The 17,561-nt window shown below is 26.9% G+C and carries 13 protein-coding genes and 1 tRNA gene; 10 read left to right on the forward strand and 4 right to left on the reverse strand.

The window, feature by feature from the left end; genetic code table 11:
- Positions 1-85: 85 nt before the first annotated feature.
- The 3 genes from BRE_RS01240 to BRE_RS01250 are packed head-to-tail and all read right to left on the reverse strand — an operon-like array spanning position 86 to position 2,147.
- On the reverse strand, positions 86-580 hold the full coding sequence (locus tag BRE_RS01240) for a YaaR family protein (RefSeq protein WP_012538010.1): 495 nt from the start codon (positions 578-580) through the stop codon (positions 86-88).
- Positions 570-1,121, reverse strand: coding sequence for a bactofilin family protein (locus BRE_RS01245; RefSeq protein WP_012538764.1), 552 nt, complete (start codon positions 1,119-1,121; stop codon positions 570-572). Before BRE_RS01245 ends, BRE_RS01240 begins: the two co-directional genes overlap by 11 nt.
- Positions 1,122-2,147, reverse strand: a complete 1,026-nt coding sequence (locus BRE_RS01250) for a M23 family metallopeptidase (protein WP_012538765.1) — start codon at positions 2,145-2,147, stop codon at positions 1,122-1,124.
- Positions 2,148-2,351: 204 nt separating this feature from the next.
- Between BRE_RS01250 and rdgB the strand changes: the two genes are divergently transcribed.
- The 7 genes from rdgB (at position 2,352) to BRE_RS01285 (ending at position 11,196) form a co-directional block, all read left to right on the forward strand.
- Positions 2,352-2,951: an RdgB/HAM1 family non-canonical purine NTP pyrophosphatase gene (gene rdgB, locus BRE_RS01255; protein WP_012538766.1), complete on the forward strand. Its 600-nt coding sequence runs from the start codon at positions 2,352-2,354 to the stop codon at positions 2,949-2,951.
- A 125-nt stretch (positions 2,952-3,076) separates the two neighbouring features.
- On the forward strand, positions 3,077-4,846 hold the full coding sequence (gene pepF, locus BRE_RS01260) for an oligoendopeptidase F (RefSeq protein WP_012538767.1): 1,770 nt from the start codon (positions 3,077-3,079) through the stop codon (positions 4,844-4,846).
- A gap of 14 nt (positions 4,847-4,860) precedes the next feature.
- The gene (gene pcsA, locus BRE_RS01265) at positions 4,861-5,565 is read left to right on the forward strand and encodes a phosphatidylcholine synthase (RefSeq protein WP_012538768.1); all 705 of its coding nucleotides are present in this window, start codon (positions 4,861-4,863) and stop codon (positions 5,563-5,565) included.
- A gap of 10 nt (positions 5,566-5,575) precedes the next feature.
- Positions 5,576-6,190: a DedA family protein gene (locus BRE_RS01270; protein WP_012538769.1), complete on the forward strand. Its 615-nt coding sequence runs from the start codon at positions 5,576-5,578 to the stop codon at positions 6,188-6,190.
- 18 nt (positions 6,191-6,208) lie between these two features.
- A tRNA-Leu gene (locus BRE_RS01275) sits at positions 6,209-6,292 on the forward strand.
- A 97-nt stretch (positions 6,293-6,389) separates the two neighbouring features.
- A complete protein-coding gene (gene leuS / locus BRE_RS01280) occupies positions 6,390-8,918 on the forward strand; it encodes a leucine--tRNA ligase (RefSeq protein WP_012538770.1) in 2,529 nt (842 codons plus the stop codon).
- 10 nt (positions 8,919-8,928) lie between these two features.
- Positions 8,929-11,196, forward strand: a complete 2,268-nt coding sequence (locus BRE_RS01285) for an efflux RND transporter permease subunit (protein ID WP_012538771.1) — start codon at positions 8,929-8,931, stop codon at positions 11,194-11,196.
- 62 nt (positions 11,197-11,258) lie between these two features.
- Here the strand turns inward: BRE_RS01285 and lon are convergent, their stop codons facing one another.
- Positions 11,259-13,709, reverse strand: a complete 2,451-nt coding sequence (gene lon, locus BRE_RS01290) for an endopeptidase La (protein WP_012538772.1) — start codon at positions 13,707-13,709, stop codon at positions 11,259-11,261.
- 68 nt (positions 13,710-13,777) lie between these two features.
- Here lon and BRE_RS01295 point away from each other — a divergent pair, with 68 nt between their 5' ends.
- Genes BRE_RS01295 through BRE_RS01305 form a run of 3 tightly spaced genes read left to right on the forward strand, consistent with a single transcriptional unit; the run spans position 13,778 to position 17,560 of the window.
- Positions 13,778-14,464 carry a hypothetical protein gene (locus BRE_RS01295; RefSeq protein WP_012538773.1) on the forward strand — a complete coding sequence of 229 codons (687 nt, stop codon included), beginning with the start codon at positions 13,778-13,780 and terminating at the stop codon, positions 14,462-14,464.
- Positions 14,465-14,486: 22 nt separating this feature from the next.
- Positions 14,487-16,604, forward strand: a complete 2,118-nt coding sequence (gene recJ / locus BRE_RS01300) for a single-stranded-DNA-specific exonuclease RecJ (RefSeq protein WP_041178183.1) — start codon at positions 14,487-14,489, stop codon at positions 16,602-16,604.
- The gene (locus tag BRE_RS01305; RefSeq protein ID WP_012538775.1) at positions 16,604-17,560 is read left to right on the forward strand and encodes a M23 family metallopeptidase; all 957 of its coding nucleotides are present in this window, start codon (positions 16,604-16,606) and stop codon (positions 17,558-17,560) included. Before recJ ends, BRE_RS01305 begins: the two co-directional genes overlap by 1 nt.
- The last annotated feature ends 1 nt before the right edge of the window (position 17,561 follow it).

A 17,561-nucleotide genomic window follows, 5' to 3' on the forward strand; every position in this document is an offset into this window, starting at 1 on the left:
TATAGTCATATCCTCCTTTATTTTTAAATCTATAAATATCATTACATTACTACAAATATTAATTAAATATCAAAATAAACTTGGGTCATCTAAATAAATTTACAAGCAATCCTTGAATTTCTTCAAGACTGCTTAAAAGCTTAAATTGAGAAATCTGATTTTGCAAAACAGAATAAGCAAATTTATCAAGCTTTTCATTAATAATTTTAATAATACGGTATTTAGGTCTCTTAAATTCACCATTCCTACCTCCTTTTTGCTCTTTAAGCGAAATAGAATTGGATAAAACAACAGATAAAAATTCACCTATAGTTTTTTTATAAAAAATAACATTCTGACGCGAAGGTTCGCTTAACAACTTTTCACCAATATCGTTAATTTCAGCTAACATATCTTTAATTAACTCAAGATTAAATTCACCATTTTCAAAAACAATCAAATGTTTATCTTCTTTTACAAGTTCAGATTTAAATATTGCAGAAAAAATATTTGTTTTACTAGAATTAATTTTTTTCTTAGAAGCCTTATAGTCTTTTAAATCAAGATTAAAAGCACCTGAAACTAAATTATCAATCTTCATCCATCTTTCTCACATCATTAAATAAATATTTATCATTTTCACGAACACAAGTCTCCTTGTTTCGATTTTCCCATTTCATTCCCTTATTAACCTCAATCAAAATATTTTCATCAACTTTATAAGATCCTGTATAAATCAATACATCTCTCTCGGAAAAATTAAGACTTCCTATCCCAACATTCATATATCCATCAATAATTGCACCCTCTTCAACTTCAATTGACTTGCATGAAATATTACCAATAATGCAACCTGACTGAAAAACTTTAATTTTATTATTAGCATGCACATTGCCAAACACTATCCCAGAAACAACAACCTCATTTGCATTAATATTTGATTTAACACGCCCTGTATCCCCAATTACAACCCTTTTAGTAGAATTAATAGTACCCAAAAAATCACCATCAACTCGAATAAAATTACTTGAAACCAATTCTCCTTTAAAAAAATCGCCTTTCCCAACAATTGTCTTAACTTCATCACTCAATAAAGACGATCCAACCTTTCTATCTCTTTTAATAACCAATAAATTTAACATCTATTTAGAAGCTCCCGTAGCCAAATTTAAATACATATCAGGATTTACAACTTGAGATCCTATGCGAACTTCATAATGAAGATGTGGACCTGTAGAATATCCTGTTTGTCCCAAAAAACCAATAACTTGACCCTTTCTCACATAAGAACCCTTTGAAATATTCAATCTAGACATGTGTGCATAAAGCGTTGAAAGTCCATATTTATGTTTAATTTGGACAAAATTACCATAACCTGTCACTTGATAACTAGCTCTTACAACCTCACCATCAGCCGCCGCAACAATGGCTGTTCCAATCCTAACCCCTGCAATATCTATTCCCTTATGAATATACCACTGTCTAGTAAAAGGCTCAATAGCTGGACCAAAATGCAACGAGACAATACCATTTCCTTTAATAATAGGCCAAAGCGAAGGAATATCATTCAATAATTTATTTTGAGAATGAAGCAATCTAACTATATTCTTAAGAGGCGAAATTGACCCCTCAATCGTGTTCTTAACATTCTTAAGATCATTTAATTCCTTAAACGAATTGGCTTCTAACATTTGTAAATCAATAAAATCTGCAAGATCTCCATCTAATTTACTTCTATTCAAACCAACATTATTCTCCTTGATTCTTAAAGAAGAACTAAGTTCATCTAAAACTTTAGAAAAATTATTAGAAACAGAATTAATCTCCACAACTGTATTTCTAAAATCCTCAATCTCAGACTCTGCAAGTGCATAATTTTTTTCAGTAGAATTAACAATAGATTTAAGAGTAACATAATTAACAGCAAGAAAAATAAATCCTATAAAAATTACAAAGAAAAATACACAAAATAAAAATAAAGTAAAAAAAGAAATCTTTATATTCTTGACATTCCCTCTAACATGAGGAATAATCATAAAGCTAATATTTTGTTTAAAAAAAGAACAAACATGACTCAAAAATTTAAAAAAAGAACTAAAAATTGTAAAAAAGATCCTATCTAATTTTTTCAAAAATGATAAAATTCTAAAACCTCTTTTATCTTTCATTACAAACCCTCACCATAACATCAATCAATAAAATTTAAACATAAAAAACTTATAAGATTTAACTTAATGTTGAACATTCAATGATACCATCAAATTAAAAAATTTACCCTTAAGTATAATACTCTCTTAATTAAATTATAAATTATTTCTATAAACGTAACAGAAATATCAAAAATATACATAAATGATTTACTATTATATACAATGAAAACATTATTCTTTGCAACTAGCAATATAAATAAAATAAACGAAGTGAAACAAATCTTAGATATACCCAAAATAAAAATAGAGATTCCTCAAAATTTTGATATAAAAGAAACAGGAAAAACATTTAAAGAAAATTCACTATTAAAAGCAAAAGCTTTATTTAAAATTTTAAACAACAAACAACCTGTCTTTAGTGAAGATTCTGGATTATGCATAGAAGCACTAAATATGGAACCTGGTATTTATTCAAAAAGATATGATCAATATAAATTAGGAAAAAAATTGGACAACAATGAAAAAAATCATCTTATTATAGATTTAATGAGAGAACAAAATAATAGAACAGCATATTTTATATGTGTAATCAGTTATATTGATGTAGATGGAACAATAAATAATTTTGAAGGCATGCTTAAAGGAACAATTGCTCTAAATATTGATTATTATCAAAAAAATGGATTTGGATATAATCCAATATTTTTAACTACAAATAATAAAAGACTAAGCGAATTAAATCTTGAAGAGAAAAACAAAATATCTCACAGAGGAATAGCATTTGATAAATTTAAAAAATTTTTAATGCAATTTTTAGATTAAGACCAAAAACTAAATTTTAAAAGCCAGTACAATCTCCAACTTAATTGTAAAATTATAAGTAAAGATTTAAAATGGTTATTATTGATAATTTATAAAGTTTTATATTAAACAATGGAGATAATTTAATGATAGAAAGAAATGAAATCAATGAAAATGACAAATGGGACTTATCTTCTTTATTTAAAGACAACGAAGAATATAAAAATACTGTTAAACAAATAAGATCAAAACTGCAAAATTTTAAAAAATACGAAACCTTAGAATTTGACCTAAATACATTTAAAGAAGCAATAAATTATTATTACGAGATTGAAGAAGAAATAGAGAGAACAATATATTACACACACATTCAACTAGAAACAGACGTAAGCAATCAAACTTCAAATGAACTTCGTGCCATGAACATTAATCTAGAAACAGAAGCATCAAATATCACATCATTCTTTATTCCAAAAATTTTAAAAATAGAAACAACAAAAATAAAAGAATGGCTTCAAGACAAAGAACTTAAAGATAAAAAAATAGCTATTGAAAAAATTTTAAGAGAAAAACAACATATCTTAAGCGAAAATGAAGAAAAAATACTTGCCAATTACACATCTCTCTACTCATCATACAGTGATATATTCTCAGCATTAACAAATGCAGACATGGAATTTGGAGAAATTAATGGGCAATTATTAAGTAATTCCACTTACACCCTATTTCTTCAAAACGAAAATCAAGAAATACGCAAACAAGCTTTTTTAAAATTTTATCAAGAATATAAAAAACATGAAAATACACTGGCCAATCTTTTAATTGCTGATATTAATAAAAATAAATTTTTAGCAAAAACAAGAAATTTTCAAGACACTATCTCAATGAAGCTTTTTCAAAATAACATTGATAAAACAGTTTATACAAACTTAATAGAAACGGTTAATGAAAATTTATCTGTACTTCATGAATATTATGAATTTAGGAAAACAATACTTAATCAAGAATATTTAAATCATTATGATGTTTATGTTCCTTTAACAAAAAACATTAAATTTAAGCATTCTTTTCAAGAAGCTTGTGATAAAATTTTAAAATCACTTGAAATATTAGGAAGCGAATATATTGATGTATTAAGAAAAGGGCTTTTAGAAGAACGTTGGGTTGACAAATATGAAAACAAGGGAAAAAGAGCAGGAGCATTTAGCGCAGGATCATATAATGGAAAGCCTTATATATTAATGAACTATAAAGATGAATCTATAAGAGATATGTTCACCTTAGCTCATGAGGCAGGACATTCAATGCACTCATACTTTAGTATCAAAAACAATCCATTCCCTCACTATCAATACTCCATTTTTGAAGCAGAAATAGCATCTACAGTAAATGAACAAATCCTTGCAGAATATTTACTTGAAAATGAAAACGACATTGAAAAAATAAAATATATTAAACTAAATCAAATTGATGATTTACTTGCAACATTTTTTAGACAAACAATGTTTGCAGAATTTGAATATACAATTCACGAAATGATCAACAAAAATGAACCAGTAGTAAAAGAAACCATTAAATCAATTTACTTGAATTTATTAACAAAATATTTTGGTAAAAGTCTTAAGTTTGACCAAAAAAGCTCATTAGAATGTCTTAGAATCCCACATTTCTACTCTCCATTTTACGTATATCAATATGCAACAGGCATAACAGCTGCTCTTTTAATATATAAAAATATAAAAAATAATAAAAAAGATGCAACTAAGAATTACATCGACTTTTTAAAAACAGGAGGCTCAAAATATCCCCTAGATTCTTTAAAAGTTACCGGTGTTGACTTAAACTTAAAATCAACAATACAAAATACAATTAACATATTTAAAGAACATCTTGATAATGTAAAAAAATTATTTTAGTAAAGGAGTAAGCTTTGATAAAAATAAATCTTATTTTAGCTTGGTTAGTACATATTTTAACGGCTTCTGGATTAATAGTTGGTTTTTATTCAATAATTGCAATAATAAACACAGATTATAATCTCTTGATAAAACTTACGATTTTGGGACTTTTAATTGATGGAATTGATGGAACACTTGCAAGAAAGTTAAAAATCAAAGAAGTAATACCAACAATTAATGGAGAACTCCTTGACAACATCGTAGACTATATAAACTATACATTCATTCCAACAATATTCTTTTATTATAGTAATTTTATACAAGAGAAATATAAAATAATAATATGCATTGGAATTTTGCTTGCATCAGCATATCAATTTTCACAATTAGATGCAAAAACAAGTGATGATTATTTTAGAGGTTTTCCATCATTATGGAATTTTCTAATAATTTTCAATGTAATATTTGAAATTAACAAAAACACAAACATTATCATAATATTATCGTGTATTGCATTTAGTTTTGTACCAATTAAATTCATTTATCCATCAAAAACAAAAGAACTAAAATATATAACGCTTCCTATAACAATAATAACCTCCTTATTAATAATACTAATAATATTCATCAAATTACCAGATATATATTTAACAATAGGCAAAACATTGATAATTATTTACTGTTTATATCTCATCTTAGCAAGCATATATTTAACTTGCAAAACAAAACAAAAATAATGAGTTATTTATGTACATAATATTAGAATTTATAGATCTAAATATTGCTTATGCACCAATTGTATTTTTTGTATTACTAATTCTTGCAGGCCTTAACATCCCAATTTCTGAAGATGCAATAGTAATAATGGGTGGAATACTTGCCAGTCGTAAAAACGAATATACAATATTAATATTTCTAGGAATTTTTTGGGGAGCTTATATTGGAGATATAATTTCATTTTATATAGGTAGATTCTTAGCTAATAAATTCCTTAAGCAAAAAACAAAAACAAATAACTTACTAGACAAAATAAATTACTACTATAAACACTATGGAAGTTTGACTTTACTATTTGGCAGATTTATTCCTTTTGGATTTAGAAATGCAATATTTATATCTGCAGGAATGGGCAACATGCATAGTAGTAACTTTTTTATAATTGACCTTTTTGCAGCAATGATATCAATTACTACCTACTTCACATTAAGTTTTAAAATAGGAGAATCATTTAATACAATATTCCCTAAAATAAGATTTATTTTACTAATAATATTTATAATAATAATAATAATAATACTGATCTTATTAAGATATATTCTAAAAAAGAAAAAACCTAAAAAAGTTGACAAACTTTTCGAATAGCAAATATAATATGTATGCGCTGTGGTGGTGGAAGTGGTATACACGCTAGCTTGAGGGGCTAGTGGGCGTAAGCCCATGCTGGTTCAAGTCCAGTTCACAGCATCTATTAGGAGCAAATTAAGGGCTACAAAGTTTTAAAATAACAACATAAATATGCTGCGTCAATATTAGCAGAGTGTTGCTATGCACTGAGGAATAAATGTCTAAATATGACTTTAAAAAAATAGAAAAAAAATGGCAAAATTATTGGGATAAACACAAAACATATAAAGTAAACGAAGATCCAAATGTTCCAAAAGAAAAAAGAATCTATATTCTTGACATGTTTCCTTATCCTTCAGCTAATGGACTCCATGTCGGACACCCTGAAGGTTATACGGCCACTGACATATTAACAAGATATAAGCTTTTAAATGGATTTAATGTACTTCATCCAATGGGGTTTGATAGTTTTGGATTACCTGCAGAAAATTATGCAATACAAACAGGAAAACATCCTAAAAAAATAACAGAAAAAAATATTGAAAAATTTAAAGAACAAATTAAAGCATTAGGATTTGCATATGATTGGGACAGAGAAATTAAAACTCATGATGTAAATTATTATAAATGGACACAATGGATCTTCCTTCAATTATATAAAAAAGGCTTGGCTTACACAAAAGAAATACCTGTCTGGTATTGTCCTGATCTTGGAACAGTGCTTGCAAATGAAGAAGTAATTCAAACACCCGATGGACCTAGATCAGAACGGGGGTTTCATAAAGTAGAAAGAAAACCTTTAAGACAATGGCTACTCAAAATCACCAAATATGCAGAAAGACTTATTAGAGATCTTGAAGAAGTAGATTGGCCTGACTCTGTCAAAGAAATGCAAAAAAATTGGATTGGAAAATCAACAGGAGTTGAAATTGAATTCTTAATAAAGGAAAGTAAAGAAAAAATAAAGGTATTTACAACAAGACCAGATACAATTTTTGGAGTAACATATTTAGTACTTGCCCCAGAACATCCTATGGTAGATAAAATCACGAAAGATGAACTTAAACCTATAATATCAAAATATAAAGACAAAGAAATCCTTAAAAGCGATCTTGAGAGGACTTCTCTTGAAAAAGATAAAACAGGAATATTTACAGGGGCATATGCTATTAATCCAATAACTAAAGAGGAAATACCAATTTGGATAGGAAGTTATATACTTGGCACTTATGGAACTGGAGCTGTAATGAGTGTTCCTGCACACGATGAACGAGATTTTGAATTTGCAAAAAAATATAATTTGCCTATCAAACAAGTGGTCTCTCAAACTGGAACTAATGAAGTATTAATAAAACCATTTACCGAAAATGGTATTTCAATTAACACACCTACAGAATTTAACAATCTCAAAACTATAGAAGTAAAAACAAAAGTAATAAAATGGCTTATAGAAAATAAAATGGGCCAAGAAAAAGTTAATTATAAACTTAGAGACTGGATTTTCTCAAGACAGAGATACTGGGGAGAACCTATTCCTATTTTATTTGATGACAACCTAAATGAAATACCATTAAACGACGATGAACTACCCTTAACACTTCCAGATATAGAAAATTATAAACCATCTGGCACAGGAGAATCGCCTCTCTCAAAAATTAAAGACTGGGTAAATGTTAAACGTAACGGGAAAATATATAAAAGAGAAACAAACACAATGCCCCAATGGGCAGGCTCATGTTGGTACTATATACGCTACCTTGATCCTCATAACGAAAAAGAATTTGCAAATAAAGAAAAAATCAATTATTGGATGCCAGTTGATCTTTATATTGGAGGCGCTGAACATTCAGTGCTACACTTATTATACGCAAGATTTTGGCATAAAGTTCTTTATGATTTAGGATATGTTAATATAAAAGAACCCTTTAGAAAACTTATAAATCAAGGAATGATAACATCATTTGCATATCAAGACGAAAATGGTATTTTAATTCCCAATGATGAAGTGGAAAAAAAAGACAACAAATTTTTTTCAAAAAAAAATAATAAAGAACTAAAACAAATAATAGCAAAAATGTCCAAATCACTTAAAAATATAATAAATCCGGATGACATCATTAAAGAATACGGTGCAGATTCAATGAGAATATATGAAATGTTTATGGGACCTTTAACCGACTCAAAACCATGGAATACACAAGGACTCATTGGAATTTTTAGATTTTTAAACAAAATATGGCTCATCAAGAACAAAGAACTTACTAACGAAACACCTCCAAAAGAAATAATATCGGAACTGCATAAAACAATAAAAAAAGTTACAGAAGATATAGAAACTTTAAATTTTAATACCGCAATTTCAACATTAATGATATTCATAAACGAACTTCTAAAACATGAAAAAAATTACTTAAAAATATTTAGACCTATAAGCATTATCTTATCACCATTTGCACCACATTTAGGAGAAGAATTATGGGAATTCATGGGCGAACAATCCAGTATATTTAAAAATGCAAAATGGCCAAAATATGATTTAAATTCAATTATTGATGATACAAGAGAAATTGTACTACAGGTTAATGGTAAAACAAAAGACAAAATTATGATAAAAAAAGACACTGATGAGAAAACTCTTAAAAAGATTGCTTTTAATAATCAAAAAATTATACAAAATATAAACAATAAACAAATAATAAAAATTATTACAGTTAAAGACAAACTTGTAAATATAGTAGCAAAATAACGAGGCAAAAATGGATCTAGCGACTCTAGGTATTAAACATAAAGTTTTCATATTAACAACATTCACACTAATAACAATTATTTTAGGATTTTTCTTAAAAGATATAAAATTTGACTCCAACATCTTAAAACTCATACCAAAAAATGCACAAATTGAACAAACTCTAGACATAGACAAAAGTAGTTCTCTATTATCAACAATAGTAATGTTTAAAGACAAAAAAAATATTTTCAATAAAGAAACTTTTAGAAAAATTAATGAAGTAGCAAATGATATAGTCAATATTTTAAAAGTAACACCCAACTCCGTTACGAGCATATTTACTTACTTCCCACAACTAAAAAAAGATGTATACACAGATGAAGATATAATCAACATAAAAAATAAAATTAACGCAACACCATTTATTAAAAAGCTATTTCTAAATGATGATGAAACTTTAATATACTTTATAATAATATCAACAACAGATACTAAGACAAACTTTAGTCAAAGCTTAAAAAACGAACTTGAAGCAATGGAAGACACAATTAAAAGACATGAAACTGATACTCTAAAACTTTACTTAACAGGAGATCTTGTAGTAAGAGAAAAAATACTCAATTATATGGCTGATGACTTTAAATTGTTAGGACCATTTGCTGCAATCGTAGTCATTGTATCACTCTATCTTATTGTAAAAAATATACTAGGAGCAATAATTCCCGTACTCATTGCAATATGTGCTTTAATTTGGACTTTTGGAATTAAAAGTCTTTTTATGTCTCCAATTACTGTCCCAGAAACAACAATGATAGTCCTACTAATTTCAATTGGATGTGCTAATGCTGTACATATAATAAATGGAGTATTAAAACAAATTAATAAAAATAAACCCTTAACCGAAATAGCCATCATAACTACAATTAAAACACTCAAAACACCAATAATTTTAACTTCTCTCACAACAGCTTTTGGCTTTTTATCGCTAATCACTTCATCTATTCAAGCATATAGAACAATGGGAATTTTTATGTCACTGGGTGTCATTATTGCAATGTTTATGTCCTTATTAGTACTACCTGGAATATTAGTTAAAACACCATTTAAACATAATAACAAAAAAAACACTCATACTTTTCTTGAAAAGCTTTCGCTAATAAACCAAATAATTACAAAATGGATATTAAATAACAAATACATTTCATTCATTATAACCGTAATAATTTTACTGAGCTCAATTATAGGACTTTTTAAAATAGAAATTAATTTCGATGAAAAAGATTATTTTAAAGAAAATACAAGTGTCAAACAAACACTTAACTTGATGCAAAAAGAAATAGGAGGAACCTCAGTAATTAAAATTGAAATTAATGGCACCCCAGGTGAATTTAAAAATGAACAAAAAATGAAAAATTTGGATTTAATTACAGATAATATTGATAAATTCAGTTATAAAACACAATCCAATTCAATAAATGGCATTATAAGACTTATGAATTTTAAATTTAAAAAAGAAAATCCCAAAGAATACAGATTACCTGAAAATCAAGCTGTATTAAACAAGCTAATACTATTAATTAGCAGAAGCAATTCCATTAAAAATATGACTAATATGTATATCAATAATGATTGGTCGCAAATATCAATCATTATAAGAACTGATCAAAATTCAACTGAAGAAATTAAACAATTTGCAGACTATGCAAGCAATGTGATTGATAAATATATGCCAGGACATGAATACCATTTTTCAGGTGCTTATGACAAAATACCTATATCACAAACTATGGTAAGAGAACAAATCACAAATATTATTACAACACTTAGTGCAATAGCAATATTACTAATAATATTCTTTAAATCAATAAAAACTGGGATTATCATTGCAATTCCAGTAGCATGGTCGGTATTTTTAAATTTTGCAGTAATGAAACTTTTTGGAATAACATTAAATCCTGCAACAGCAACAATTGCCTCTGTTAGTATGGGCATAGGTGTAGATTATTCTATTCACTTCTTTAATGCATTTATATTAAACTATCAAGTAACTAAGGACTATAAAAATGCTTTACTTGAATCAATTCCTAACGTATTTAATGGAATATTTGCAAACTCAATATCGGTAGGAATAGGATTCTTAACATTAATATTTTCAACTTACAAAATAATTGCAACACTTGGAGCAATAATAGCTTTTACTATGTTAACAACATCTATTGCATCATTAACACTACTTCCATTATTAATTTATATATTTAAACCAACTGTTAAAACAATAAGTACAATAAAAGTATAAAGATTATAAGTAATATATCTCAAAAACATTAAAACACAAATTAAACTTAAAACTTTATAAAATCAAAATAACAATTTAATTACTTCTTTCATACTATCTACAAGATGAAAATTTATACCATTTTTAATATTAATAGGAATATCATCAAGATCTACTTTATTTGCTTTAGGAATAATAATGTGCTCAACACCATTTCTCTTAGCAGCAATTATTTTGGCTTTCAATCCACCAATAGCCATTACATTACCTGTTAATGATAACTCTCCTGTCATAGCCAAATTGGGTCTTACAGTCTTATTAAGAGCCAGAGATATAAAAGCACTAGCAATAGTAATTCCAGCAGAAGGCCCATCTTTTGGAGTAGCACCTTCTGGAATATGCAAATGTATCATGTATTTTTCAAAAAAGGACTTATGCACTTTAAGTTCATTACTAATACTATTGACATAAGTAAACGCAATATTTGCAGATTCTTTCATAACATCTCCAAGCCTACCTGTCAACTTAATACCAGGAGATTTAGATTCAGTCTTTACAGTCTCAATAATCAAAGTTGACCCACCATAATTGGTCCATGCAAGACCCATTACCATACCTGGAGACATAGCTTTATCTAAAAATTTTTCTTTTCTAAATACAGGAATGCCAATATACTCTTCCAAATTTTCCTTAGAAATCTGATATGCTTTGACAGATTTATCTTCAACAAGCTTTCTTGCAATTTTTCGAACAATTTGTTTTAAATATTTCTCAAAATTTCTCAGTCCATTATCTCTAGCATATTCTCTAGCTATCTGAACAAGAGATGAACTTTGAAATTTTAAGGAATCTTTATCAACACCATTTTCCTTTAAGACCTTTGGTATCAAATATTTTCTTGCTATCTCTATTTTTTCATCATCAACATATCCTGAGAGTTGAATTACCTCCATCCTATTTAATAAAGGTGTAGGTATTGTTTCAAGAGAATTGGCCGTTAAAATAAAAAATACATTAGAAATATCAAAAGGCAAATCAAGATAATGATCTCTAAAATTAACATTTTGTTCGGGATCTAAAACCTCAAGAAGAACTGAAAACGGATCTCCATAATGAGAAGACGATACCTTATCAATTTCATCTATTAAAAAAACAGGCGAATTTGTTTTTGTAATTCTGAGTCCTTGAATAATTTTTCCAGGTAATGCTCCTACATAAGTTCTTCTATGTCCTTTAATTTCTGATTCATCTCTTATACCACCTACAGAAAATCTAAAAAATTTCGTATTAAGAACTTCAGCAATAGCTGCTCCTATCGAGGTTTTACCAACCCCAGGTGGACCAACTAAAAGCATAATAGCCCCTTTTTGAGATTTTCTTAATTTAAGGACAGAAATATATTCAATAATTCTATCTTTAACCTCCCTCATGCCATAATGAGTTTTATCTAAAATTTTTTCTGCGCTTTGCAAATTAAATTTATCAAAATCAACCTTGGTATCTTCCCAAGGAAGATTTGTAATAAGTTCAAGATAATTCCTAACTACAATATACTCAGACGAATGTCTCTCAAGAAATGAAAACTTCTCAAGCTCCCTTCCAACCGCATCTAAAGCTTCTCCTTTTAAAGCTAAAGCATCTATTTTAGATTTCATTTTTAAAAATTCACTATTCTTCTCATCTCCAACACCAAGTTCAGTCTTAATAGCTTTAAGTTGTTCCTTTAAAAAGAACTCTTTTTGCTGTTTTTCTAATTTTTCTTGAATACCTTTAGCAATTTTATTTTGAATCTCAATCAGGTTTAATTCTTCATAAAGCAATTCTAAAACCTTTTTAAGCCTATCCTTAACACTTAATGTTTCAAGCACCTCTTGATGAGATTCCTTTGAAGACGCTATCATTCCTGCAACAACATCACATAATCTACCCTTATCTTCAATATTCACCATATTTAACTGAAATTCGGGCATTTTCCTATGTGAGAATATTTCTTTAGTTTTAAGTAAAATACTACTATAAATTGCTTTTAAATTAACATCATACTTTTTAATTGGAATTTGCTTTAAATAATCAACTTCAATTATTGGAAAATCCTCATTAAGAACAACTTTAACAAATTTAACTCTATCAATAGTGGAAACAAAAATATTATATCCACCATCAGGAAGATTAATCTTTTTTACTATTTTAGCAGTAACACCAACAGAATAAATATCCTTCTGATAATTAATAGTTAATTTACCATCCTTATTATTCCCTGATTTTTCTAAAAATTTATCACGCAAAACAAATAAAGAAATAATTCCATTACCTTTAATAACATAATCAACAGCCTTCATATCAATATCAGAAACTATAACAATTGGAATAAACATACTTGGAAATACAGGATGTGATGGAACAGCAATTAAAGGTACTCTTACGGGTTTATCAAAATGTGGCAAAATGCCTCCAGAGTTCTTTGAACGCTTCTTTTCCTTAGAAACAGTATCTTTTATTTCTTCCATAAAGTATTCAATCTCCCTAGATTTCATTATAACAAAAGAAAATTTTTATGAGAATTCATTTAATAATGAATTTTTTTATTATACAATAATGTATAATGCTGTTTAACAAAATCAATGCTATAATAACAAATCTATATCATAAAAAAAATTATTCATTATTAAACCTATTTCATTCAAAAGGAATCATTCATACAATAATTCATGATTACACCATAGAAAAGTTTAAGTTAAATATAAATAACTTAGTAAAAGCCAATTTTGAAATAGTAAAAAAAAACAACTTATGCAAAATAATAGAAGTTAATGATGAAGAATTTATTGTTCAAGACTTAACATACGAAAAACTAACAATTATTAAACTATGGATCAAGCTTATTAATTTAAGTTTTGATGAAGGAGAATGCTTCAAACTATTTAACGAAGCTACAGAAATGCTAAATAATTCAAGCTTAGGAAAAACACAATTAATTGACTTGCAGTACAAAATAAGATTTTTAATAATCAAAGGACTTTTATATTTATCAAACTTATGTTTTCAATGTAATAAACAAATAAAAGAAAATTATTATTACGACACACACATTTATGGTTTTAATTGCATCAAATGTTCCAATAATAAAAATCAGTACATTAATACAGAAAGTTTTAAGTACTTAGAAAACACAACTCAAACAAATATAAACACAACTTTAAATGCAAAATTAACTAACAGAACAAAAGAACTTCTAACATTTATGATTAAAAACAAACTAAATAGAGAATTTGAGCAAATACTACTCTAAAGAAAGCAAATTGGAACAAGAAATGAAAATCTGGAAAAAAAAAAAAGAAATTGATATTGCAGAAGAAAATATAGTTAACATTAAAAAAAAATATAATATCAGTCTTTTTGAAGCAAGACTACTACTTAGCAGAGAAATTAAAGAAGAAGATTTCTTATTTTTCTTAGAAAGCAGTGTCAATTTAATGCACAACCCATTTTTTTTAAAAAATATAGATAAATTTATTTATAGAATAAATGAAGCCATTTTAGAAAAAGAAAATGTATTAATCTTTGGAGATAAAGACGCTGATGGAATCACAGCAACAATAATAATGTATGAAACTCTTAAAGATTTTGGTATTAATGTAACTTATAAAATACCATCTAATGGAGAATTTTATGGGCTTACAAAAGAAGTTATTGATAAGGCATTTGACGACAAAATAACACTAATAATCACTGTTGATTGTGGAATTTCTAACATTGAAGAAATAAATTATGCAAGATCAAAAAATATAGAAGTAATAATTACAGATCATCACCTTCCAAACAAAGAAATCGACACAGAAAATATTATCATAGATCCCCATTTAAAAGGTGATCTTTATCCATTTAAAGAAATAGCTGGATGTTATGTAAGTTTCAAAGCATGTCTTGCATTATATCTTTCTACTACCAATTTTTATAACAAAGACTTAATATTTATGTTTTTAGAAAAATTCGAAAACAATATCAAACTTCATGCAATAGAAATTAACAATTACATTTTAAAAAAGCATATAACTCTAGACAATAATAACGATTTACAAATTAATATTAATCAAATAGAAGAATTTTCACAAAATAAACACATAATTGTATTTAATAAAATTGAACAAGCTCAACTTTTAAATGAATTTTTTAAACAAAAAATAGATATAGAAATCATTGATATTAATGAAAATTTTATAAAAAAATATCCCAAACATGCCAACAAAACACTAAAAGAACTTATGCAAATTACTAAATATTTCAAATATAGAAAAATTAATATTTATGAAAAACTGTACTATATGTTCTATAACATAATATTTGAAACAAACAAAAATTTACTGCAAAATTGCCTTAAAAGGCTTAAATTTGTTGCAATAGGAACCATAGCTGATAATATGCCAATTATTGATGAAAATCGAATAGCTGTAAAAGAAGGACTTAAAGAAATAGCATTAAGAGAAAATATATCTATAAATTATCTATTAAAAGAAGTCAATATATTAACAAAACCAATAATCACTTCAACAGATATTGCATTTAAAATTGCACCAATATTAAATTCAACAGGAAGACTTGAAAAAGCAGACATTACAATACGATTTTTATTAAGTCAAGATACTAATAAAATAGAAAATAAATTTAAGGAAATCAAAAATATAAACACTTTAAGAAAATATAAAGAAGATATATCTTGGAATACTCATAATGAAAATACCATTTTTAAGAATGATAAATTCATAGTATGCTATGACAAAAATACTCCAAAAGGAATTAGTTCTAGAATGGCAACAAGACTCTCATCCTATTATAAAAAAGTCGCTGTCTTTCTTACTAAACAATCAGATATAATTAAAGGATCTATTAGATCAAATAATAAAGTAAATTCCAAAGAACTAATTTCAATGATCCCAAAACATCTAATAATAAATTCTGGAGGACACAAAGCTGCTGCTGGATTTACATTGTATGAAAATGTACTAAACGAATTTATAAGAGAACTTGAAAATGCTCTTAAAAAGATAGAATATAAAGAATTACAAGAAGATTCAATACTAATTGATGCTATAATACCTCAAGATTTAAGTAAAACAGAACTTATCAAAACAATAGATTTGTTTGAACCATATGGACATGATTTTAGAGAATTTATTTTAATGATGGAAAATGTATGCATTCAGGACATCAGAACAATTGATAAAAATGGAACTTCAAAACACATAAGCATGAAAATCATTAATAATATAGATTATTATAAAGCAATTTACTTTAATGGCACTCAAACTATTCAAGAACTTGGTATCAAAGATGGTCAAAATATAGACATAATATTCACAATCAGTGAAGATATTTACAATCAAAATGATAAAATTTTAAAAATTATTGATATAAACAAGAGAAAAAATTAGTGCACAACATCAAAAAACTTTTATTTATATTTACACTTGCATTTATATTTATAATAGGATTATTTAAAGTTAATGCAAAAAATAACGACATTACAAAAATATACTATAAAAAAGAGACCTTTCAAGGGGGAAACATCTATTTTATAAGCAATAAAAACTTTAAAAAATTATCTCTCTTATCAACAAATCAAAAACCCATTTTAAGTGCATCGCCTTTTAAGTGTAATATAAGTAATAAAGACTACTATATAGCTTTAATAGGAATCACACCAATGATCAAAGAAGGAAAAAGAAAAATTCAAATAGAGTTTGAAAATAAACAATACATAAAGGAAATTGAAATCAAAAAATTCACATTCAAAAAAACAACTGTCAAACTTAATAAAAGCAAATCTAAACTTATCAAAAGTCAACAATCACCTAAAGCAAAAAAACAAGCTCTAACATTATGGAATATCATTGGAAGTATAGGTGATACAACAATTTATCATTATGATACATTTCTCCATCCAATAAAAGATAAATATCAAATAACTAGTCCTTATGGAGACCAAAGAATTTATATGCAAGACAATCAAAAAATATCAAGCCAAAAAATACATAACGGAAAAGATTACGCGCCATTTAAAAAAGAAAAAACACCTATTTTCGCAGCTGGTAGAGGAAAAGTAGTATTTGCAAGAGACAGAGAAATCACTGGCAAAACCATTATCATTCAACATTTACCAGGAGTATTTACAATTTATCTACACCTATCAAAATTTGGAGTTAAAGAAAATACAATAGTAAATACAGGAGAATACATCGGTAATGTCGGAAATACGGGAATATCAACAGGTCCTCATCTACACTTTGAAATTAGAATTAATGGAATTGCAGTAAATCCAGATTTTTTCTTAGAAGAAATGCTTATTGACAAAAATCAAATAATCAATAACACTAAAAAGATAGAGTAAA

The sequence above is a fragment of the Borrelia recurrentis A1 genome, from assembly GCF_000019705.1.
GTDB classification, from domain to species: domain Bacteria; phylum Spirochaetota; class Spirochaetia; order Borreliales; family Borreliaceae; genus Borrelia; species Borrelia duttonii.